Origin of the sequence: Spartinivicinus marinus (genome assembly GCF_026309355.1) — a bacterium.
Lineage (GTDB): Bacteria > Pseudomonadota > Gammaproteobacteria > Pseudomonadales > Zooshikellaceae > Spartinivicinus > Spartinivicinus marinus.
In genome coordinates, this window is the sequence record NZ_JAPJZK010000001.1 from 2,082,882 (window position 1) to 2,105,663 (window position 22,782).

Sequence of the window (22,782 nt, forward strand, 5' to 3'; positions counted from 1 at the left end):
GTGGTCCATAAAAAGAGAACAGGCTTGTGCCTGCCTCTAGGCCTGCTTAATGTAGAGTGGTATAAGGATTATTACCAAAACTCTTCATCCAGTTAAATAGGCTCTTGTGGAGTTCTGGAGATACCCAAAAGGCGTAGCTAAGGGCTATTTCAGGTGCTGCATAATATTCACGCTGAACCAGTCCATGACTGCCTTGTACTACATCATCCTCATAGTGGATTATGGATTTTAAGGGCAAGTATTCTGCTGAAACTGCAATTAGCTCTCCTCCAGGTCCATCCAGCCAGATTTCAGGTTCTAAATTGCTCTTATTGGGAGTCTTTAATGAGTTAAGGAGAGACCACAAGCCAAAGTTGCCATGCTCATCTATAGCAGGACTGAGCTTTATATCTGTTGTACTTGTCTTGCTTGTATCTGTCGTCATTGAAATATTACTCCTTTATATTGCAAGTCAGGTATGTATTAACGGATACAGCAGTTGTTGTCCAGATAAATAAGGCGAATGGCTAATTAATATTCAGGTGTTAGTTTACCTTTGTTGCTGATATACTCCCCCGCCTACTCAAATGGGAAAGGTGACTGAGTGGCTGAAGGTGGGCGGCTGCCGAAAGGTCCGCTCTCTGGTGTAACAGCCGGACGCAGGTTCGAATCCTGTCCTTTCTCACCAATTTGATTTTATCCTCCTTTTTCTTGGTCCCAAATAATAAGCCTTATTTAAGGCATCTATAAGCCTCTCTAAGCAACACTACATAAGCCGTATAGGTATGGAGACAAGCCCGTATAGAGCACAGGAGACACCCACAAGGCGTAGCTCAAGGCCACTGCTTTATCCGCATAGAATGAGTCAAGAATGACGGGGTCAAAGCCTGGGTACATCGCTAGGCGCTTGCTGTAATCGACGAGCTTATCTAAGGGCTCATCCTCGGCTAGCTCCCTGATTACCTCCTGGCCTTCCTCAGCGAACCAAGCGTCGGGGCTGTAGTCATCTTCATCAGTGGCAGAGGACATAACTGACCAGAGACACACACGGCCTTGCTTATCGAAGTCCAGGCACCAGCTTAAGTCATCTTTGGTTATTTTTAATTTGTTTTTCATGTATTATTTTCCTTCTTTTTTTGGGGTTGATTTACTGCTGATTTTTACTCAATTAATTTGCCCTTTTTCAGGGAAGAGTTAAGCGTGTAGGGCCTAAGCAAGACCTGTCGTCATTTGAGAACGAGTTTTAGCTTTGTGGTCCACTATCTTTTTGCTCCTATAATAAATAGCCGTCAGAAGGCGTCTAATAGCTTTCTAGAGCGGCCTTAATTACCTTCTTAATGCACTTCCATAGGCAAGACTAAAAGCGACTTATATAGAGTCTGAGGTTGATTTATAAGAGCCTATAAATTTGTTCGAATTTCAGCCAAGAATAAGACGTGCGATGTCTTCAATACGGCGCCCTTTTTCTAGCCCTTGTTAGCTCTGGGCTGTAGGCACATTAGAAAGACAAGATTTACGTACACTTTTTAACCAAACGATACCTTGCCGACGGGTCCTAAGGGACGGGGTAGCTCTAGGCCTTGTCATCCTTGAGCTGTAGCGATTTTAGTATATATCTTTCCGCATATAAAAAAGAAGTTTTTAATAACTTATGACTGTTGTGATAATGGCTAATTAGTAGCCAAAAAAGAGAGAAATTAATAGGTAAAATGACCACGAAAAATGATAGGTAAATTAGCCTTTATTCCCCTCTCAATTGCTATTTACTTTTGCCTGCCAAATTGGACAGCTCATGTCTTCAATAACCCACCCTAATTCACAGCCCTTGGTATCTGTGGGCTATACGGAAGCTGGCAAGTGCTGAGCCCGCGCCTACTTTTTGAGCAAGGTAAACACGCCTCTCTTATCAATAATGGTCCCTTTTTCGCAGACCAGATAACGCAAGGGCTACAAGGCAACGGGGAAGCAGCGAGCCCGCGCTTGGGTGGCTTAAGGGACTAAAGGGTGCGCAGATTGTGAGTACCCTTTGCATTCACTTACTTGCTACCTATTTATTTTAATGCAAGGGGGGAATTCCACCCTTGGAATTATTGACTGTTCTTTCGTCAAGGCCGGAATTCCGGCTTCAACTTAGGCTTTAACCTAATAAATAATTACTGACATTGCAGCTCCCTAATACGAGGGATGGGACGTTTCATCCCCCCCTTTTTTTATTGGGCTTAGGTTTTCTTCAATTTCTCATCTTCGAGCCTTAGGGCAAATAACAGCCAAGAAAACTTATCTAAGTTCCGGGGTAAAAATGGCCAGGGATGGTAAGGCCTAGCGGGGAGAGGCTTTTAGATTTCCGCAGGCAAGTGATAGGTGCCAAAGGGCTGCCCTTCGTACTCACAATATGAGTAGGCCTAGTTCTTCTAAGTTGGTCCGTTGGTTAACGCTAGGCAGGCTGGGGCCTGTAGCTTGGCTGGCTTTGAGATTCCGCAGGGGGTTTTAACTTGTCTAAGGGGGCGGTTGGATGAGCTTAGAGAGAATGGGGGCTGTAGCGTGGTCTGCTTTTGAATTTCCGCAGTGGCTTAAGGAGCGCTCCGGGAATCTTCGGAACGCTTAAAAAATAGACATAAGTTAGTAGGTGTTCTGGCTGTGCTTGTTGTTATTGCTTGCACCTAACGTTTCGTTATACGCAGGCCTAGTTTTTCTGTTGTGGTCCACTTACACCTAGAAATTAACGTACACGGACAACTTTCGTATCTGCAACTAAGTCATGCAAGCAGCGTTTTTCTTTGCCAAAAATAGCTACAATATTAAAAAAGTTTGCAGTTTCACCTGCCAAGGGAATAAAGCTCAATGCCCAAAAAATCCCATATCGAAATAAAATAATATTCATTACAGGGATTGTCTTATTTGTAGTATATGAGACTATGGCTATACCTAACAATTTCTTACCGAAAGTTTGGCCACTTCTTGCTAACATCTTTCCATTAATGATAAAAAAGAGGGGAATAAATATTAAAACAAGTATAAGCTCAGATTTAGCTGGATTCTCTTCTTGGAGCTGCTCAAAAGCATGGTTAAGTACAAAGAAATCGAGGAATACAAGCAATACTATTTCAATCAAACCACATATAAACAAATCTAAAAAATAAGCTACAAGTCTGCGCCATCTTGAAGCTAGTTCGTAAACTTTGACCTCTTCTGGCTTGTCTAACTTAGCTTCTGGTGCCTGATAAATCTCTTTACTACTCTGCATTACAAACTTACTTCTCTGACCACTACATAAAAGAGTGCCATTGTAACAGGTTTACATAAACAAGGCAGCTCAAAGCAAAGATGATAGGTGGGTCACTGCTGCTAAATTCTATCTTACGGCTAACTTATTTAACCCTGCTCGCAAAAAGCATAGACAACCGGTATTCTTTTATCAGCATTCCTTTCTTCGAATATATCAAGAGCATCACTGCGGTATATATTTTTGCTCTCATCTACTACGCAACGACGAAACCAGCCAAACCTTGCAGGCGCTTTTTGTTTCAGTTGCTTTTTAAGTAAATTTATTGCTGAAGCATATTTATCCTGCGAATACCAAGAGTCAAAGAGATAGCCCCATTTGTCGTATGACAGATAAACTGTATAAGTTTCACCTGACTCAATACTTCTGTATTTTAATGTATATTCTGCATCTTCTGTTTCAGTCATGGACAGCAATTCAACTTCAATACTGCCCCCTCCGGCGAATACTTGAGTTGAGAGTAACAATAAGAATGTGGCCAGAATATTTTTCATACCTTACAGCACCTTAGTTTGCAGCATGCATTCACTTATAAATCTCGATAAACTTTAGTCATCATATCACCAAACGTAGTTAGCTAAATCAAGGCTGTTAGCACTTTTTCAATGTCAGCAGGCAACCTAATTGCACGTATGTCACCCACTATTTCTAAGTGCGCGTACTTTGGTAAACCATTTCATTCTGCTTGTTAAGCTCTTGTGCGGCGTATCTAAGAGCAACGTTGTGGTCAGCTTCCAGGTACTCTTCAGCAAAGGCTGCTTTAGGCTCAAGCGCTGTTACCTTCTGCTCAGCTACAAGGCGACCGTCGTACTCATTAGCCCAAGCTCTAGCGGCTTCTGAGGGATTGGTGAAGTCTGGTAGTTGATGTGTCTGCGTTTCTCGGTGTAATGAGTAAGAGCCTGTTTTTCTAATGGTAGGTAGGACCTCACTAGTTATCCATTTCTTAAACATTTTGGCTTCAGGTCTACGGCTGCGTAGTATGGCTGAATAAAGGCCTGACTCGTTGATAGCCTGTAATTCTTGGGGGCCACCAAGGGTATGCTTAATTGACATACCCTTTTCATCTTCGTCTAAATAGCGGGTCATAGCACTAGGTAGAGAATAACCTAAAGCATCAGCGACATCCTTAGCGATAAACCAAGGCTCACCACCTTTATTAACAACGCGCACTTTCCCGAAAAGGGCATGATTAAACGTGCTTAACTCTGTGCTAGGTGTTTTAGGCGGCTCTGGTTGCACCACTGGCTGTACAACAACTGGTTTATTTACCTTCTCAAATGCCTTTTTAATTTTAATTCCAAAAGATGTTGATACCCATGAAGCATAATCAAGGACAAGCTCTAGGCAAGCATAAGTGCCTGCTCCTGTCTTATTAGCTCCTCTTTGACCTGAGATAACTTTATCACGGGGAGTCTTTGTCTCACGCTCAATTACATTAATTAGGACCTGAGTTAACCTACGGTCTATCCACTGGCTATGTTTTCTAGGTTTATTACGTCCGTAGACTTTATGGATATCATTAAGGCAGTAGAGACCATTCTCGTTTTGTTTTATTTCAACTTGGTCAATGATGATAGGTGCTGTGGTTGTTAGAGATGAAGAATTAATATTATTCATTTTAATTGAGGTCCTTTTAGTTAAGGAGATTATTAGAGTTATCTTTAGGTATCTTAAAGTTAATCTGATTGATTAATTTTTGGTCAGTTTTGTTTTGCGATGTGTTATCAATAATGGGGGGTTACTCTAGGCTACGGCTGATAAGGGCTGTATTTCCATTAGCTAGAAAAGATTTACATTCTTTGGAAAATAAAAAAGCCCCAGGGATTAGCTGAGGCTCTATTAATAAGTGGACCAAGAAAAGAAATAATTATTTTATAGCTGGCCTTTCATGTGCTCATAATTCTTGGTGAGCCAGGATAAGCCCTTATTAGTGACTCTGGTTCCCTGATAAGCTCTCCCTGCTTCCTCATCCACGCCAAGCTTTAAACAGAAGTAACCCCTAGCCAAATAATACTGATAAGGCACATTCCTTTGTCCGCGCTTGTTATACAGCACCTTATCTTGCCTCAACAACTGATTAAATTTGTTTGGTCTAATGCCTAACTGATTAGCTACGTCTCTCAGTGCATAGGTGCCTTTTGCCATCACATATTTATCTACAAAGAGTGCTTTAGGCTCCATAGAAATAACGGTCTGCTGTAGCTCCTTAACTTCCTTCTCCTGCCGTTTAATTGTGTCCTGGGCTAGGTGATAGGCTCTTGCTTCTAGTTGTTCTGGGGTGTCTTCAGGGTGGGCTAGGAGGTAGCCTCCGGTTTTCCTAATGCTTGGTAGGACCTCCCTTGTTACCCACTTTTTGAAGGCTTTGGCTTCTTCCTTCCTGCTCCTGAAAATAGCTGAGTAAAGGCCTGACTCGTTGATAATTATTAAGTCACGGGGGCTTCCATTCATGTGTCTAGTTGACACACGAGTTTCGTCATCATCTAAATGGCGGGTCATTGCGCTTGCTACGGAGTAATCTAGAATTTCTGCGACATCTTTAGCAATAAACCAAGGCTCACCCTCCTTAATTACTGTTCTTAATTCGCCAAAGGCATTGTGACTAAAAGTATTTATTTCTTCGTTAATGATAGGTGTATTTATTACAGACATGCTTATTCCTTTACAGCAGAGGTAAATAATTAAAATAAAAAATATGAATGCATAAGCAGTGGACCCAACAAAAGAGAGTTAAATAGGCCTTCTGTTGTGGTCCATGCGAAGCTTATTTTATTTTGCTGTTGTAGCTTAAAGACGAATTAAAAGCTGTCCCTAAGCTATTTCAGGGCCTTGCTCTCAGTAAATAAAGCGGCCTGTTGAGTCCAATACATCAGGCTTTAACTGCTGAAGAAAAGAGCGGCCTAAGACATCATCAGAGGGCTTACAGATATACCAAGCTAGACGGCCTAGTTTAATGTAGTAGGTAGTTAATGAGTCTACTTCGAAGGAAAAAGAAAAGAGTTTAAACGCAAAGATAGCGTGAGGGTTCATTTTGTAATTATCCTTACATGGTAGAAAGTAAAATACTTTCCTGTCCTAAGTTATTAGTGTCTTAATCCAAGACAAAAATAATCATACACCTAAATTTTTATTTATCAATATTAAATTTCAACTTTTTTATATAAAGGGTGTTTGTTGAGTTTAATCAATAACAACTCAAATGCAGCCAAAGGGATTGGTCGGTGGTCTTCAGCATATTCTGGAGCTAACCACCTACTAAATTTATTGCGTGATAAATGTAAAAGCTCAGCAGCTTCAGCTCTTGTTAGACCTGCTTCTTTTACTATTTCTCTGAGAGTTTCAGGCGAGTGTGCAATTGTTTCTATGTCTTCAATGTTCATTGTATCCTTACAGTTTTTGTCTGTCCTATAAAATGGGTGCTTACCTATTTTTATTAATAGCAGCTCAAAAGCTCCATCAGGAATACGTCTTGCGCCTGAGCTTCCAATTGGTGACAACCATTTATTTAGCCTGCTAGAAGACACATGCAGCATCTCAGCTACTTCAGCTCTTGTTAATCCTGCATCTTGAATTATTTCTCTTACCTTTTCAGGCAATGGCAATACTAATTTAAATACATCTTCCACGTTATTGACTCCTCACAGTAGCTATATTTTCAAAGCGCCACATTATGAAGTCAATGATAGGTAATGAGTAGGGATGGACCACAAATTAGGTATATGCCCTAAGCTGTCTCGGCTAGCTCCTCAAGTATGTCATACACCTTCTGCCTGCTAATCTTGTACTGCTTAGCTACTTTAGCTTTAGGTATCCCCTGCTCAACTGCCTGCTTAACCTGCTGCTTTAACTCCTGGCTTACTGTGGGCTTCCTACCCATCTTAACACCACGCTCAATGGCTGCCTTGCGCCCTTCTTGGGTCCGTTCTAGTATCCTGTCTCTCTCAGCCTGAGCCACAGCAGCCAGGATTGTGACGACCATTTTACCCATGCTTCCCTCAGTGCTAATACCATCATGAAGAAACTTAACGGCAATCCCTCGGCTATCTAGCTCTTCAATAATTCGTATCATGTCGTATGTGTTGCGGCCTAGCCTGTCCAGTTTGGTAACAAGTATCGTGTCACCTTCCCTAGCTTTGAGTAGGAGTAACTTCAAGCCTTCCCTGTCATCATTCTTACCTGAAGCCTTATCGGTGAAGAGGTAATCAGTGTGGCCCTTAACACCAGCAGAAATTAGAGCATCAATTTGTAACTGTAAGTCTTGTTGTTGAGTCGATACACGAGCATAACCAAGTAAAGCCATAGTTCACTGTCCTTGTGTCTTTTGTGTCAATTAAATTGATTAACTTACAAATGTGTAAGCTTAGGTGTGATTTATTGATTTAATGTACACGATAATTGACGAATTAATGGGTGTCAACCGACTTACAAATTAATTGACAGGTTAACGCCTAATAAATGTCATTGAGATGTGACTAAAGGAAAGGTTAGTAACGACTAAACTTAGATTGATGGACACCCCTACGGGGGGATTTTGGTTTAGCTTATATTCAAAAAGAGCTGACAGATTTTTTATGTAATTATAAAGGGTCTATAAAATGTCAGAAACTAAAGATAAAACCTTAAAATACGAGTATAATGCTGTTCGTTTTACATTTGTGCAATGCGATGTATGCCAGGCACGCTTGTTATCATCGGATGCATGGTCTTATTTAACTTATTATTTACTATCTAAAGCAAAGGAATCAGAAAGTAACAGCCACGAAGCGGACCTTCCTCAATGGGAGCGTGCAGGTTACTACGCAGACTTGGCAGAGAACTTTTTTATTGCTTCCAAAGCAGTCAAGTTACCTGCTAAGGCTACCTTAATTTACTACAGTATGCTGAATTTAGTTAAATGTTTTCTTTCAACTAAAGGAGTTGAGCTTGAAAAAAAGACAGAGCATCATGGATTAAAAATTACTGATGAAGGGAAAGCTGTAAAGATAAGCCAGAAAAAAAACGACATGGTTAATATATTTGCTGAATTTGCTGAAATATTAGAAACACCTGTAGATTCTGGAGAAATACAACTGCTCAAATTATTAAGAAACATACCTGAAATACATGGTCTCTGCTGCAATCTAGAATCGGATGATGATAAAAGTAAATTATTGCCTATTAATATCTCTTTTATGACTAATCCAGACCATAACCTTATGTATACGCAGATTTCATACCAAAAAGAACAGGAAAATAAAGCTAAAACTGAAAAGTTTTATAGAGGAGAAAGGAAAGATTATTTTAGAAAAATAGATGACCACAGTGCTGAGTACAGTAATAGTCCTAAAGGAATAAAAGAAGAAGGCCGCATAACTTATATAAGTAAAAAATACGAGAAATATACTAAAAAATCTATAAATACACCTTATAAAAAAATCCTAGGAGAGTATAACCAATTTAAAATTGTTTCTATTTTGACAAGAGCTGAAGGTTATAGATACTATGTCGACTTGGAGCCTCTAAATTGGCATTTTTTATGTACATCACTAGCAGCTATGTTCTATTTAGGCTCAGCAGCACGTTACAGGCCCCATGATATTAAAGAGGTTATGAAAGGTGAAATGAGACCTCTTATCACTGAGCTAGTACGAATTTCTCCGACACAATTCTTGTATCACTTAGTTTCCTTGATTACTAATCGTGAGTGTGTAATACCATTCTCTGCTGTTGATTAATACTTAACGACATCGGCTCTTACCAACAACACAGGTTAAGAGGCTTTTAAATATTAGCTACTCATGGGAAAAAACCTAACCCAAAGCACCTCACAAAGTTACCCATCAAAAACAAAGCCCACCTAAAACCCTGATAGACTCCACTGCTCCTGTTGTTCATTGAGCTGTAAGGAAGAAGCAGTGGCAGATTTGGCAAAGGTTGGGGACAAAGTAAGCTGTCCTCTCTGTGGTGATAATACAGTTGTAGAAGGCTCCTCAAGCACTCTTGTAGATGGACTCCCAGTTGCCCGAGTTGGCGATAAGACAACTTGCGGTGCAACCATCGTGACAGGCCTTGGTTGGCTGAACGTTGATAATAAACCAGTTGCAGTACTTGGCAGCGTTACAAGTCATGGCGGAGTGATTGAGGCCAGCTCTACGACTCGTGCAGGTGCTCCTGGTGGCAGTGGTGTCTCCCCTTCTGACTTTAATCTTGTCGCTTTCCAAGGCATGAAGTACGCCTTTCAGCAGGACCCAGCAAGGCCTGAGTTAGACGGCAATAAGGGGATGCACTACTTCGGTGACATGGACTCTTCAGGCCTTGGGTTTAACGCTGCGGTTAACAATGGGACTATTCAAGGAGAAGCGAAGAAGGAGCAGGAGAAGCCTAAGAACTGGGTAAAAATACAGCTTGTAGACCAGAACGAAAAGGGATTGGCTGGCGAGGTCTACGTTGTTAAAGACGCTGCTAGTGGTCAGCTCCTTGATACAGGCTACTTGGATGATAGGGGCAATAAACACATTCCCCTGCCTGAGCACGTTAAGCAAGTTACCGTTGAATACCCTGAGATAGAACCATACGACCAGTACGATATGCACTTAGCCCGTCGGCCTGGTGAAAGTGATGTGTCCTACGCTGAAAGGATACAGGAGCAGGGTAATAAAGCCTTACAGATAAAAGACCCAAAAGCCCGGATACTCCGCTTAGAGCAGATTCATAGCGCCCTACTAACTGACCAAGGCATCAGCAGCCCTATTGATACCGCTAGCCCGACAAAAGGTGACATAAGGTGGCTGACGTATATTCAAGGGCTTAAACCTGAAGCCTGGGGCTATCCAGGTATTCCCATATTAAAACGCAATGAAACCCTACCTAAAAAGGACATGGCTGGGGAAGACTGGGCCATTATGCATGGTGGTGGAGCTTCAGGCTTATATGTTGGTCCTGATAGCCACATGTACGACAGGGGCGAAGCAGTCAGGCAAGGGCTAAAAAGAGACGCCAGCGATAATAATCCCCAACTAAACCAGTTAGCCTACATTAAAAAGCTCATTGCCCAGTATGGTCCTGACGCAGCTATGCAGGAAGCCCGAGAGACTGGGGATGTCATGGGCATGGCTACTGAAATGGGGGTTTTAGGTGGAGCTATTGGGTCTACAAGAGGCAGAGGGAAAGGCGATAAGAAAGGGAGAAATAAATATACTCGGGATGGGATGAGCATTGAGGGGGACACTAAAAAGCTTATCCGGGAGCAGGTTTTCAGCTATAAAAATAATTCTAATTATGCGTTGAAACCTTCGCCTAAAAACCCTGAAGTTAACAGGTATCAAAAAGTAGGTGTACTTAGGCATGAACGACAGAGACAACAGTTTGATAACCATGTTAAAAAAGACTTTATTAGGCATTGGGCAAAAACGTCTAATCAGGCCAAGCGAATATTAAGCCCAATGGAGCTAAAACTTGCTACGGCAACAGGTAAGCTCCCCAAACGTTACGAAGTTCACCATATGAAGCCTCTTTATAGGGGCGGAGATAACAGTTACGATAACCTGCGGGTGATTCAAAAGAAAATTCATCAAGGTAGAACTAAGAAGTTGCATAAGTATGAAAATGGTAAGAACCCTTACAGAAAAACACTGGAAAATAGAGGCATAGACCCCAATGACTCAACAAATAACCTTGAATGAAATTTATCGACAGTTACAACAAAAACCTGAGTATATGGACTTAGGGCGAGAAGCAACTGAAGAAGAAATAAAACATATTGAGAACACCTTGCAGGTTAAATTACCTGAATATTATGCTGACTTTTTACGGCGCTTTGGCTTTATGTTGGGTGACGGTATTTGTATCAATGGTGTGTGTCCTTCAGAATTAAATGATTATGTGTCTGTTATAGATTTCACGAAGGACAGACGCGAAGGAAAATATTATGCTGAAGGCCTCCCGAAACTGGAACATAATGCAGTTGTAGTTCTTGATAACGGCGAGTCTTATGTGTCTTTATTTTGTGAAGGTCACCCAAGGGCTGGACAAGTGGTTTGGCGGCATTTAGCAGAAGACTACAGAGAAACAGAAACCTTTGAAAACTTCCCACAATTTTTAACTTTCTGGCTGGATTAGTGGCTAATTTACTCCTATTTATAAATGGTGGTCTTGCCTTTGATAAGCAAGACGCTATTACAGTAATATCCAACCTGAAAGGAACAATAAATACCAAAGAAGGCCAAATGATAGGCGCAGTCTTTGAGTGTGTATATAAAGCTTTTGGAAGAAAAACAATAATTAGGTTATCTGACAACCTTGAGACCATAAGCTGTAGTAGTACTGGGGATGAGGCACTAACCTTTGCTTTAGAGCTGACGAAAACTCTTGGCCTACCACTCAGGGCTATTGATTCCGACTACAGCTTTGATATTGAACTAGCAGAAATAAATACGCTGGCTGAATTTAAAAAAGCTATTGAATTAGAAAACAATTAACACTGCCAACTCTGCTTAAGGCCCCTCAAGATTAAATGAGGGAGCCTGAATAAGTTAAACCAGAAGCTCCCTCACAAAGCTATAGTCAATCCGCTGCATACTCTCATTGAGCAGCTTTAAGCTAAACCCTGAGCCGTATATACCATGTGTCATGTCGCCTTGTGCGTGGCCTAGTAATGCCTTTAGGTGCTCATTAGGAATGCCTGACTCAACTGCAAGGTCCCTGAAGGTATGGCGGAAACTGTGGAATACTTTTGTAGATGGAAGGCCTAAACTTTTTTTAATATGAGAAAACCAAGCGGTTACTGTCCTACCATATTGGCCTGTTTTTGCACGAAATAAGTTAAACAACTTTGTTTCATCTTTCCTACTTTCACAGTAAGCCAAAAAACCCATCTGCAGTACATCAATATGTATAGGTACTTTACGTATGGATGAATTATTTTTTAGTTGGTTATTCTCGTCGTCATGAATATCGAGGTATATGATACCATCTTTCTGCTTCACATCACTTGTATTTAGTTGCGCTATTTCCTCTAAACGAGCCCCAGTATATAAAGCAAGCATTGGGACCCAAAATTTCCATTCCTTTGTTTTATTTTTCTCCTTTATTATGTATTGCTTAAATAACATTTCAAGTTCACCTGGGGTGAATGCCTTCTTACTTGTGGCTGCTTTTTTAGCTCGGGGTCTAAGCCCTCTAAATGGGTTGCTATCAATGTATTCTCTATTTTCCAGCCAGTTAAAAAACATAGAGATATGAGTAAAATATTTTACTGCTGTTGGTGGTGCGATAACAGGTACATCCTTCTTCTTAAGGCACTTTAAACTTAGGTTTTTATTTTCTCCCTGATTACGCTTCGCAGGATACTCATAAAGCTGGCGAGTACAATCAATTGCAATTCTTTTGGTAACTTTTTTAGCTTCCATATTGCCTAGAATATCTATGAGACATTTAAAAGCTGGGCATGCACCAGAATCTTTAGTTTTATCGGTCCAGTCCATCCGCATTTTTTCACTGATAAATAGGGCATGGGCATCTTCTAACTTAATCCCTGGTTCTTCAGCCACACTGACAGGTTTTGTCGGTATAATTATGTTCTTGCAAAGCATGCCTCCTTTACCTGTTATCCTGAACTTATCTAAATAGCCTTCAAGTTCTTTATAAACAGCTTCTTTTTGAGCTGGGTCTGACAGGCCTCGTATTTCATAGATAGCCGTATCAATAGCACCAAGCATGACAGCTGACTTAGAACGCGCTAAGCGCCTCGACTTGGTTTGTAATGACAAAGTTATTTCCCTCTTACGGAAAGTGCCTCGCACATCTTCAGGAAGCACCTTGCGGAAGTGGTATGTACTTCCTCTTAACACTAAATTACGCATCCGTCGCCCTATTTTGTAGCAAAACATCAAGCATGAAAGCTCAGTCAGAACGGATGTTTGCAAAGCGATTTTGTAGCAAGTTAGGTGTCGTTTTTGTAGCAATCCCCCAGAAGTCAATCAACTGCTAAACTTATTAAAAAAGCCTTTTGCTGAACAGCCAGATAGGGAGCACTACGCTAAACCTCCTCCCGAGTGGGGTAAAAAGCTGACTATCAGCTGCTCATCTTAGGCCCGCTCGAGATTGCAACTGCTCACAGAGTAGGTGGTTTACAATGGCTGATACTCAATACCTACTGAAATCTGACTCAGGTAAGCTGGCCAAAGCCTATGATAGTATGTCATATACGGTATTCTTTTTTGGCCCTATTCCGATGTTAATCAGGCAAGACGTGCAAGGATGTATTTATTGGCTAATCAGTATCCTGGCAGTTATTGGCTTGAATACTTTATTTACAATCCTTAGAGGTTACTCTCATACTCTGGATGGTTTTGTTATTTTTTGCGTAGTCATTGGTTGGACCGCTCTATACAACAATTGGCACCGAAAACGACTACTAAAACAAAACTACCAAGAAGTTGAAAAGCATGATGTCACCAACCGAATTTTGTTTTTTTGAAAGAATGACTTTTTAGCGTTCCCACACGATACCTTTACCCAATGCATTGGATTTTTAAGTGAGGCCATCAAGTGGCGAAGCTCCATCGCAGTTGTGTCTCACACCGATCTTATTCTGCATTATAAAACACCAAGCTCACAATATAACCACAAGTTTCACTACCTGCATTCAATATGCTACAAACACCCTACATGTATTACTCATTCCAAGGTAATCTACCAATGAAGTCACTTTTAAAAAACAAGCTATCTGTTTCTACCCTTCTTTTAACTCAACTGTTCAATTATAGCTATGCTACAGATGGTGGTCAGTGGGAGTATAAAGGTGAGTATGGGCCCGCAAGCTGGGGCGAGCATTATATTATGTGTAAACAAGGAAGAAACCAGTCACCTATTGATATCAAAGACAGTATCAACACCAATTTAGCACCAGTTAAGTTTAACTATAATATTCTCGCTTCAACAATCAAAAATAATGGTCACACTATTCAAGTAGATTACCCAGCAGGTAATAATATCACTTTGAGTGGTAACCAATATGAGCTTAAACAGTTTCACTTCCACTCGCCCAGTGAAAATACTATAGATGGCAAACACTTTCCGCTAGAAGCTCACTTTGTTCATGCAGATAGCAAAGGTAATTTAGCTGTTGTAGGCGTTATGTTTAAAAATGGAGATGCAAATCAAAAGCTTGCAGAACTTTGGCAAGCCATGCCTAATCAAGCAAATACAAAACAAAATTTAGCGAAGCCATTTAATGCTACAGACTTACTACCTAAGTCTCATGAGTATTATCGCTTTAATGGCTCTTTAACCACACCACCTTGTTCTGAAGGCGTATTATGGTTAGTATTAAAACAACCTATCACAATTTCACAAAAGCAAGCTAGACAACTTGTAAAAACATTAAAGCAATCTAATAACCGCCCTGTCCAACCATTGAATGCCAGAACTATTTTAGAATAGTGCTTAAACTGTAGCAGTGGGTACAACCAGCTTTGTGTTTTATTATCATTGCTGAACACCACAGATGGTGTAAATAGTATTCACTGCTACTTTGAAAACTATACTCTTCGCGAATGATTTTTATTTTTAAATCCAAATATTATCATCGGCCGTTAGTTGGCCACCAGCATCCCCTGTATTGGCTACTCCTCTCGGCTCAATAAGCATGATTTTACATTCATCATCAGCAACTGGCTTATGTTCTACTCCCTTAGGCACAACAAACATTTCTCCTTCTCTAAGCTCCACTTGATTATCTCGAAACTCAATTCTCATACAGCCCTCAATAACTATAAAGACTTCATCTGTATCTTTATGATCATGCCATGTAAATTTACCTTTAATCTTAACCAGTTTAAATTGGTAGTCACTCATCTCAGCTATCACTTTGGGAGACCAGTAATCAGAGAATTTTAAAAATTTTTCTTGTATATTAATTTTATCGACAAACACCAAAATACTCCTTCGCAGATTCAACTAACCACTTAGTGTACATCAGAATGAAGTAATATATTAAAGTGGTTTGTCGTCTATTAAAAGCAACAAAGTAATAGAATGTTTAAAAAATAAGCTAAGAAAAGTATTGATGCTCGAAGCTATTAGAAGATTGGGGTGTCCTATAAAAATAGTCCTACCCCAAATCACACTGCTTTTGACGAACAAAGTCAGCTTGAGCTTTTGCTTCTATACCTTCAGCAATCATCTTTAGCTTAAAAGTTTATGGGCCATTGTAATAATAGTTCTCACCAACTCTTGATCACGATTTGAGTTTGTTCGGTTAGAAATAAAGCTGCGATCTACTTTAATAATGTCAAATGGAAACTTGCGAGATATACCCAATGCGTAGGGTTTTTAGGTGAGGCCATCAAGTGACGAAGCCTCATGAGCCTATATTAATAGGTGATTGGGGTGAGGAACGATGATAACAAAACCTAAAAATGATTCGCGACGGGTATAGCCTTCTTAATTCACAAGCACACCTCAATACTACCAATGAACAATCAGGTTCAAATAAAATTATTAACACCTTCAATCCAGTAAATTTACTCAATAAAAAAGCGACCATGTATCATTAAAGTAAGTTTAGCAATAAAATATATTTTCATTATGCTAAAATTGATATATTTATATAGAAGAGAGTCCCCTTAATCAAAACACTGCTTCAGTTAAACTCATATCCTTTATATAAATATAAGCCTCAAAGTCGAGATAAACTTTAGTCGTATTCGCAATAGATTGTTTATATTTTTAAAGCGAATATCCACTTATTATGGTATAACCGAAAGGTTTACTATTTAAAATTATCAGTAAGTAGAAGGTGTACATGAATTCAAAATTTTCTACGCAAAGCCCAATATCGTTTCCAGAATTCGTTACTCTGGTTGCTATGATGTCTGCATTAGTTGCTCTTGCTATTGATGCAATACTTCCTGCACTGCCAGATATTCGAACTTCGTTAGCTCTTACTAATGATAATGACGCACAACTGGTAATTGCTTTTTTGTTTATAGGAATGGCTATTGGACCTATTATCTTTGGTCCTTTATCTGACAGCATAGGAAGAAAACCTGCCATAGTGTTAGGGTTATTATGTTTTTTAGCCGGTACTTTAATCTGTTGGCTTTCTCACTCCTTTGAGCAAATGTTAGCTGGTCGTATTCTCCAAGGATTAGGAGCTGCTGGCCCACGTACAGTTTCAATGGCCATGGTTAGAGACTTATTCGAAGGTACAGATATGGCCAGAGTCATATCTTTTGTAACCGCTGTTTTTATTCTAGTACCAGCACTAGCACCTAGTGTTGGTCAGGCAATTCTACAATTTACCAGCTGGCATGGTATTTTCGTATTTTTCTTAGTTCTTGGCTTAATTATATTAGTCTGGTTTTCTATGCGTCAGAGAGAGACTTTACCTCAAGAAAAAAGAAGTCGGTTCCATATTGAGACCATCATTCAATCTGTTAAAACTGTAGTAGCCACCAAAACAACCCTATGCTACACCGTGGCTATTGGCTGTTTATTTGGTGGATTTCTTGGTTATCTTTATTCTTCACAACAGATTTTTCAAGACATATACCTGACAGGTGACAAGTTTCCATTATACTTTGCTCTCTTAGCCTTAGCTTTTGGTGCTTCATCCTTAGCCAATGCTCAGCTGGTAATAAAATATGGTATGGAAAAACTATCATTAATTGCTGTTCAACTATTAGTATTTTGTTCTGTAGTTTTTTTTATTATTTGTTTATTATCTGATGGAGCGCCACCTTTTTTTATTTTTATGATATATGCAACGATTGGATTTGTTTCGATTGCATTAGCCTTTGGCAATCTTAATGCGTTAGCAATGGAGCCTATGGGGAGAATAGCAGGTATAGCGGCAGCAATTATTTCAGCAATATCAACACTGATTTCTTTACCACTAGGGCTTATTGTAGGTCAAAGCTTTAATATGACTGTAATACCACTAACTATAGGGTTCACCTTGTTTGGTAGCCTAGCCTGGTTCTTCATAATTTTTTCACAGAGAGGGTCTAAACAAAACTTACCAATACCCGAGGTTTATTAGCCAGCAAATAAAACTAGCCTGCAAAAGACCATAAGTTAAAAGTTAAAACTTACATCGTACAGGCTAGCCCTATACTTCAGCTATAGCTTGAAAGAATATATAAAAAACTTAATGTACTATCAATATCTTGGTCTTCGTTGTTGGCGATTCTCAGTTCTTGGCTTAGCTTGATTAACTTTTATTTTTCGGCCAGTTACAGGCTTGTCATTTAACTCACGAATTGCTGTTTCTGCTTCAGCATTACTTGGCATCTCTATAAAACCAAACCCTTTTGATTTACCCGATATTTTATCCTTAATTAAAGTTGCAGTAGAAACTTCACCAAACTCTTCAAATAACTTTCTCAAGTCATTTTCAGTAGTACTATAAGCCAAATTACCAACATATATATTCATTTGTCATTTCTCTGTAACATGCATTGCTTGAGCTAGTGCTACACAATAACCAACGCATAAATTATCCAGTAGCCTCTGGTTTAAAAGTAACCAGAAACTGTAGTGTATATCATTTTTCATTATCTAAACCATATGATTCTCATAATAAAAAGTAATAGCAACTATTATGCTTATCTCTGAATTGGCTATTTTAATATCACACTATTCGACTCACTAGTCATTCTATTTTAGGCCTATCTAGTGAAGGCTCAATCATTTGCCTGTCATCACCTGCCAGCCCAACCAAGACCCGGTTACCACTATTATCAAATCTATATACTCCATACTTTGCATTTTCATAATACTTTGCATGACCTTCCTGAAAAAAAAATGAATGGGGTACAATACGCACCCGATTATATTTATGATGAAACCGTAATAGCTTCTCTTCAGCCTCTAAAGGCTTACCCTCATAGAAACGAACAAACTGAGCTACATTATTGTTATCACCTTTAATAACAATGAAACCGCGACGATGATGGGCCGATAACTCTTTTGTCGAAGCTTTTCTAGCAATAGCATAGTCTAAAGCCATGTAATCGCCTTGTAGTAAAGAGCGAGGGTCAACAGGCGCTAACTCCAATAGGAGTGTTTCACCATGGGCAATTGTTTGTTCTTTTTTAAATATTGCATAATTAAGTATTACTAGAACCAACAATGAACAAATGACTAATAATTTTCTTTGCATTTATCCCACCCTTGATAAGTGATACAAAAACGACCAGCTAACAGCACTAAACCACTCAATATCAGCAATACTGATTTATGTAACAATGTAATATCAAGATTGTAATAAAATACTACAAGACAATAGGGCAAGAATAATACCCCAGTAACAGACAATATATTCTCATGTTTGGCATACCCTAATACCAGTAAAAGAATCGATAAAGTAACACCTGGTATGGATAAAAAACCTATTATAATTACAACTAAAGTAGCTAATACCATTGGTACGCTTTTTAGCATAGAAAAGCTACCTGCAACCCATCCCATACAAGCTATCAAACTAATTGATAACATACAGCTTGGTAACATTATGCTAATTAGTTCTTGTTCATTTCTATAGCCAAATTGAGATGTATCCATTAATATTAATATTGCCCATATGATAGAAAACACAAAGGCATATGATAAAGGAATCAAAGATCGTTTTACTTTTTCATAACAAAGCAATAATGCTGCAATTAATAACTGAAGAAACAAAAAAACATTAAATACAATCTCCCTTACACTAACTAAGTCTTTATCCCAAAAAATATTTGCCATTACCGAAGCTAAAACAGCAAAGCTAGATAAAAACCGATCAATAGAAATACGATAGACTGAATAAGTTATGAGTGTAATTATTAATATTGCACAAGTCACTCCCCATGCAGACTCAGTTGCAATACCAACTCCTAATACAAACAAAGTTTTACCCATAGCCATTGCTACAAATGACAACTGAATGAAAAAGCTTTGTTTGGCGTTATGTACCTCACCTGCAACTTTTAATAAAGTGATAGCCACTGCAGTGAATACCAGCCCCCATAACACTAATTCAGCCTCATTGTTAAATTGAATCAGTTCTACTAAGAACAAGAAAGCAATAAAGCAAAGTGAAGCTATAAATGCACCAACACCGATCAAACAACGTAAATATAATGGCAATTCAGATACTTGCTGTTGAGCTATTATAAAGCGCTTTAACTGATCAGGGTTGCCAATAGTTAATGACTGATCAACTAACTTAGCTAACAAACTCTCAGCACTGTAACCAGTATTTTGATTAGTCGTTAAATCAGTCACGAGTAGCCTCCATTTTATGTACAACAGCTCGAAGATAAATCAGTGCAATAGTAAATACACCTAATGTAGCCAACCCCATCAATAGAAAAGTAACTGACTCATACTTACCTATAAGTTCAAAAAATATTTTAAAAGTAGCTGTGGTAGCAACAACACAACAAGTAAGTACTATTGTTGCTAGCGCCCACATATCAAACAATATAAAACGGTATACCCAAAAACCACCAACCAAAGCGACACCACCAAATAGTGCACTAATATAAGTGGAGACATGCGCTGAGCCAGGATCAATAATGCAGTACTCAATTGGGATAGCCAAGAATATAGATAAAGCTATTACTAGAATAGCTCTAAGCCACTGAGCTGATAGCCAGTTATAGTTATGTTGAGCAGCGTATTCTCTCAAGGCTAAGGCAAGTCCATTAATGCCTAGTAGTAAACTATACAGCAGGTCTTCCATTGAACGGGAAGGTAAAGCTGATTGCTCCCACCACAATAAGACAAAGATATTACAAATTATTAACCAAAGTAGCCATTGTACAGAGAAGTTAGCAATAATAGTCCAGCCAAGGGTTAATAACGCCCACCCCATAAATAACTGATAAGCATCAGCACCTGTTTGATAAACCTGACCAAATACCGCTAGAAATACACCTACCAACACCGAAGCTGCTAATAGAAATATTTTCCCGACAAGTTTTTGCAGTGAATAACTATAAGCAGCGATTAAACATCCAACTAATCCTGTTTGAATTGTTGTAAATTTAATTATTGGTGTTAACCTGGCCCAGTTAAAAGCAAAAAAGTAAATCACCCCAGCAAGCACCAAAGCTGTACCCAAGATAAGCAGTAGTCTTGATACCCACAAACCCCACTGGTTATGAGGATGTAGCAAGTTCAATGCATAAGCTTTGCCTTCAGCAGTTAGATAACCGTGAGCGTAGAGCTCGTCCACCAAACGACGATTAGCTGGTATAGTTGCCAGGTCAGTTCTAGCAATTAACTCTTCTTTTTCCATCTACTGCGCCTAGTTAGTTTTCAATAGAATGGTACCCAAAGCATGAGATACTTTTAATAACCATACCAATGTAACTATAACAGGATCAGCAAAGCTTCACTTCTTTACTATCAAAGTATTGAATTTTAGTACTTGGCTAAGTATAGATTTGATACTTCTGATAACTTTTAGGGCATCTGATATATTTTGTCAGACAATTTTTGAATTTCTGGACGATGGGTTGCCATAATTAAAGTTGTTCCTAATTTTTTTAATCTTGTAATTATTCGTTGACTTTGCTCTAAGCCAATATGACTAAATGCTTCATCAAAAATAATACAATCCTGTGAACGAGATAAAGCCATTGCTAGCATTAGTCGCTGAATTTCACCACGGCTTAAATCATGTTTAGACAATATATAAGGAGGATTTTCATCCACATAAAAGCCTAGTCTTCTTTCTAGTTCTACTAACTTAAGTACATTTAGCACTTTATCTTTATTGGCTTTACCATAGCTGCTAACAAAATTTGTTACTGAGCCAGTAATAAACTCATCATCAGCAAATACATAACCACATGAAACTCGGCCAGATACAGGTACACCTAAAAATTTAACTTGACCTGTAGTTACTATACGCCGGCCAGTTAGTACTTCTAAGCAGGTCGTTTTGCCACAACCACTATTACCCACTAAACTAAAAATCTCTCCTTGTTTGACCTCAAAGGAAGTACCAGAAATAATAGGTTCTGTCTGTTCAGAAAAACGATAAGTTACATTATCCATTGTTAATACACATGGTTTAGTACTTATATTAGATTCATTTTTACGTATTAGTTTTGAAGCATTTATACTAATTGTTGGTTTGGGTATTGGCTGCTTAGTTTCAATCACTTCTGCTACACGGTAAGTAATTGCCTCCATTTCCAGGTACTCTTTAAACTGTGCAACCATTTGCTCCAAAGCTGTTACTAAAATTCCTGACATTAAGCTCATAAAAGCCAATTAATGGACTAATTAAAAAAATTGTAAGCGCGGCAGCAATAGCAAATAACAGTGAGTCAAAAGCTTGATTGATCAAAGAAAACCAAAATTGTGTATAGCGTTCAAATTCTGTTGAGCGCTGATATATTTCGCCTGGAAAGTGGTTAGCAAAAAATTCAGGCTCTTTACTATATAGGTGCTTAAAGAAAAACTGTTTTATTCTCATCGTGATATTAGTACTTACATCAAGCATTTGATGACGAAAATATAGTGAAATTGCTAAATTAACAACTTAACAATAGGCCTCGTAAAACACTTGGATATAAAACACCTGAAGAGATGATGAGTCGATCTCTTGCCAGAACATTGCGTCAGTAGGGAATTTAAAAAGCGGAGTTGCACTTGTTAGTTGAATCCGCCACTCTTAAATCGTTAACCTGTTTTTAAAAAATCCTATACGCTTTCACAAGACAAGTAAAGATCAGGAATTATCACAATATGATCTATTATTCAATAAAGCTATTACTTTTACTCCTGAAACGACCACATGAATATACAAATTAAAACAACTTATATGGCTATACTGGTACTAGTTACAATCCAGTCCAAGAAAAAATAGTTCAATAGCTGGCAAGTTATTTAACTCAAATTTTTATATTTCATTATAGTTATTTAAATAATCTTCATATATTTTTTTGTTATAGATATTCCCAAACATAAACTTCTACACTATATGAATATATTTATCCTATTGTTTTATAACAACTTCTTTGCATGCATAGTGTTTAATTGACCACCTAATCAACCTAAAAACTTTGTTTTTACTATCAAAGATGATAAAAAGATTGCTCAAAATCAAAACAACAAAAAACAAGCTCAAATAAATTAAAACACAATTCAGGTTAAGCTTATAGAAAATGGAGGCAGCAAAAAATTATAGAAACAAGCTTTAAAAGCCATTTTCGAATAGCAATACAACTTAACTTCCCATATAAGTTATTACTATTCATAATAGGGAGGAGATTCTTATGTTAGACGACAAGAAATTAAATAAAGAATATGAGCCGGAGGTAATTTGCCCTAACTGCTCAAGTCCAGTAAACAAAATTGATTTCGAAATTATTGGCTGCCCTACCTGTCACTTTAAAAGCAATATTAGTAAAGATACTCCAAACTGGGAGTTAGAACCAATGGAGTCATCAGACTCATTTATCAAAGGAAAAGATACCTGGTTTAATCAATAACTTTGTTAGTTAAGAAAATTGATACTTTATTATATATACAAATTATTTACA

The 22,782-nt window shown here is 38.6% G+C and carries 25 protein-coding genes and 1 tRNA gene; 9 read left to right on the forward strand and 17 right to left on the reverse strand.

Going from position 1 to position 22,782, the window contains the following annotated elements; translation table 11 throughout:
- Positions 1-46: 46 nt before the first annotated feature.
- Positions 47-424 (reverse strand): hypothetical protein, encoded by a 378-nt coding sequence (locus OQE68_RS09375; protein WP_180571564.1) that lies wholly within the window; start codon positions 422-424, stop codon positions 47-49.
- A gap of 145 nt (positions 425-569) precedes the next feature.
- Here OQE68_RS09375 and OQE68_RS09380 point away from each other — a divergent pair.
- A tRNA-Gly gene (locus OQE68_RS09380) sits at positions 570-667 on the forward strand.
- Positions 668-735: 68 nt separating this feature from the next.
- Here OQE68_RS09380 and OQE68_RS09385 read toward each other — a convergent pair.
- The 8 genes from OQE68_RS09385 to OQE68_RS09420 form a co-directional block, all read right to left on the reverse strand.
- Entirely contained in the window at positions 736-1,095 is a 360-nt protein-coding gene (locus OQE68_RS09385; protein ID WP_180571565.1) for a hypothetical protein, read from the reverse strand.
- Between the two features lie 1,603 nt (positions 1,096-2,698).
- On the reverse strand, positions 2,699-3,223 hold the full coding sequence (locus OQE68_RS09390; protein WP_180571566.1) for an RDD family protein: 525 nt from the start codon (positions 3,221-3,223) through the stop codon (positions 2,699-2,701).
- A 128-nt stretch (positions 3,224-3,351) separates the two neighbouring features.
- Positions 3,352-3,756: a hypothetical protein gene (locus OQE68_RS09395; RefSeq protein ID WP_180571567.1), complete on the reverse strand. Its 405-nt coding sequence runs from the start codon at positions 3,754-3,756 to the stop codon at positions 3,352-3,354.
- 154 nt (positions 3,757-3,910) lie between these two features.
- Entirely contained in the window at positions 3,911-4,879 is a 969-nt protein-coding gene (locus OQE68_RS09400; RefSeq protein WP_266195585.1) for a BRO family protein, read from the reverse strand.
- A gap of 255 nt (positions 4,880-5,134) precedes the next feature.
- Entirely contained in the window at positions 5,135-5,911 is a 777-nt protein-coding gene (locus OQE68_RS09405; protein WP_266195586.1) for a BRO family protein, read from the reverse strand.
- Positions 5,912-6,094: 183 nt separating this feature from the next.
- Positions 6,095-6,289, reverse strand: coding sequence for a hypothetical protein (locus OQE68_RS09410; protein ID WP_180571700.1), 195 nt, complete (start codon positions 6,287-6,289; stop codon positions 6,095-6,097).
- A gap of 110 nt (positions 6,290-6,399) precedes the next feature.
- Positions 6,400-6,885, reverse strand: coding sequence for a transcriptional regulator (locus OQE68_RS09415; RefSeq protein WP_180571701.1), 486 nt, complete (start codon positions 6,883-6,885; stop codon positions 6,400-6,402).
- Between the two features lie 98 nt (positions 6,886-6,983).
- Positions 6,984-7,559 carry a recombinase family protein gene (locus OQE68_RS09420; protein WP_180571702.1) on the reverse strand — a complete coding sequence of 192 codons (576 nt, stop codon included), beginning with the start codon at positions 7,557-7,559 and terminating at the stop codon, positions 6,984-6,986.
- Between the two features lie 295 nt (positions 7,560-7,854).
- Between OQE68_RS09420 and OQE68_RS09425 the strand changes: the two genes are divergently transcribed.
- The 4 genes from OQE68_RS09425 (at position 7,855) to OQE68_RS09440 (ending at position 11,715) form a co-directional block, all read left to right on the forward strand.
- On the forward strand, positions 7,855-8,973 hold the full coding sequence (locus OQE68_RS09425) for a YaaC family protein (protein ID WP_180571703.1): 1,119 nt from the start codon (positions 7,855-7,857) through the stop codon (positions 8,971-8,973).
- A 180-nt stretch (positions 8,974-9,153) separates the two neighbouring features.
- Positions 9,154-10,920, forward strand: coding sequence for a PAAR domain-containing protein (locus OQE68_RS09430; RefSeq protein WP_266195587.1), 1,767 nt, complete (start codon positions 9,154-9,156; stop codon positions 10,918-10,920).
- The gene (locus OQE68_RS09435) at positions 10,895-11,356 is read left to right on the forward strand and encodes an SMI1/KNR4 family protein (protein ID WP_180571809.1); all 462 of its coding nucleotides are present in this window, start codon (positions 10,895-10,897) and stop codon (positions 11,354-11,356) included. The genes OQE68_RS09430 and OQE68_RS09435 overlap by 26 nt, the downstream gene beginning before the upstream one ends.
- Positions 11,356-11,715, forward strand: coding sequence for a hypothetical protein (locus OQE68_RS09440; protein ID WP_180571808.1), 360 nt, complete (start codon positions 11,356-11,358; stop codon positions 11,713-11,715). Before OQE68_RS09435 ends, OQE68_RS09440 begins: the two co-directional genes overlap by 1 nt.
- 54 nt (positions 11,716-11,769) lie before the next feature.
- Here the strand turns inward: OQE68_RS09440 and OQE68_RS30800 are convergent, their stop codons facing one another.
- The gene (locus tag OQE68_RS30800) at positions 11,770-13,125 is read right to left on the reverse strand and encodes a tyrosine-type recombinase/integrase (RefSeq protein WP_353620491.1); all 1,356 of its coding nucleotides are present in this window, start codon (positions 13,123-13,125) and stop codon (positions 11,770-11,772) included.
- A gap of 245 nt (positions 13,126-13,370) precedes the next feature.
- Between OQE68_RS30800 and OQE68_RS09450 the strand changes: the two genes are divergently transcribed.
- Positions 13,371-13,715 (forward strand): hypothetical protein, encoded by a 345-nt coding sequence (locus OQE68_RS09450; RefSeq protein WP_266195589.1) that lies wholly within the window; start codon positions 13,371-13,373, stop codon positions 13,713-13,715.
- Positions 13,716-13,936: 221 nt separating this feature from the next.
- Positions 13,937-14,680: a carbonic anhydrase gene (locus OQE68_RS09455; RefSeq protein WP_180568838.1), complete on the forward strand. Its 744-nt coding sequence runs from the start codon at positions 13,937-13,939 to the stop codon at positions 14,678-14,680.
- A 126-nt stretch (positions 14,681-14,806) separates the two neighbouring features.
- Here OQE68_RS09455 and OQE68_RS09460 read toward each other — a convergent pair whose 3' ends face one another.
- Together OQE68_RS09460 and OQE68_RS30805 are read right to left on the reverse strand one after the other, a co-directional pair.
- Entirely contained in the window at positions 14,807-15,172 is a 366-nt protein-coding gene (locus OQE68_RS09460) for a cupin domain-containing protein (protein ID WP_180568839.1), read from the reverse strand.
- A 252-nt stretch (positions 15,173-15,424) separates the two neighbouring features.
- Positions 15,425-15,559 carry an EAL domain-containing protein gene (locus tag OQE68_RS30805; RefSeq protein WP_180568840.1) on the reverse strand — a complete coding sequence of 45 codons (135 nt, stop codon included), beginning with the start codon at positions 15,557-15,559 and terminating at the stop codon, positions 15,425-15,427.
- Positions 15,560-16,043: 484 nt separating this feature from the next.
- On the opposite strand from OQE68_RS30805, the gene OQE68_RS09465 reads away from it, so the two are divergent.
- Positions 16,044-17,282, forward strand: coding sequence for a multidrug effflux MFS transporter (locus OQE68_RS09465; protein WP_180568841.1), 1,239 nt, complete (start codon positions 16,044-16,046; stop codon positions 17,280-17,282).
- Between the two features lie 119 nt (positions 17,283-17,401).
- On the opposite strand, the gene rbp is transcribed toward OQE68_RS09465, so the two are convergent.
- The 5 genes from rbp to OQE68_RS09490 all read right to left on the reverse strand — a co-directional run bounded on the left by rbp (position 17,402) and on the right by OQE68_RS09490 (position 21,499).
- Positions 17,402-17,677 (reverse strand): RNA-binding regulator, encoded by a 276-nt coding sequence (rbp, locus tag OQE68_RS09470; protein ID WP_180568842.1) that lies wholly within the window; start codon positions 17,675-17,677, stop codon positions 17,402-17,404.
- 217 nt (positions 17,678-17,894) lie between these two features.
- Entirely contained in the window at positions 17,895-18,404 is a 510-nt protein-coding gene (locus OQE68_RS09475; protein WP_180568843.1) for a GDYXXLXY domain-containing protein, read from the reverse strand.
- Positions 18,386-19,507 (reverse strand): DUF4401 domain-containing protein, encoded by a 1,122-nt coding sequence (locus OQE68_RS09480; RefSeq protein WP_180568844.1) that lies wholly within the window; start codon positions 19,505-19,507, stop codon positions 18,386-18,388. Before OQE68_RS09480 ends, OQE68_RS09475 begins: the two co-directional genes overlap by 19 nt.
- Positions 19,500-20,525: a DUF2157 domain-containing protein gene (locus OQE68_RS09485; RefSeq protein ID WP_180568845.1), complete on the reverse strand. Its 1,026-nt coding sequence runs from the start codon at positions 20,523-20,525 to the stop codon at positions 19,500-19,502. Before OQE68_RS09485 ends, OQE68_RS09480 begins: the two co-directional genes overlap by 8 nt.
- Before the next feature lie 167 nt (positions 20,526-20,692).
- Positions 20,693-21,499: an ATP-binding cassette domain-containing protein gene (locus OQE68_RS09490; protein WP_266195590.1), complete on the reverse strand. Its 807-nt coding sequence runs from the start codon at positions 21,497-21,499 to the stop codon at positions 20,693-20,695.
- A 1,016-nt stretch (positions 21,500-22,515) separates the two neighbouring features.
- Here OQE68_RS09490 and OQE68_RS09495 point away from each other — a divergent pair.
- Positions 22,516-22,731, forward strand: a complete 216-nt coding sequence (locus OQE68_RS09495) for a hypothetical protein (protein ID WP_180568847.1) — start codon at positions 22,516-22,518, stop codon at positions 22,729-22,731.
- Positions 22,732-22,782: the final 51 nt, after the last annotated feature.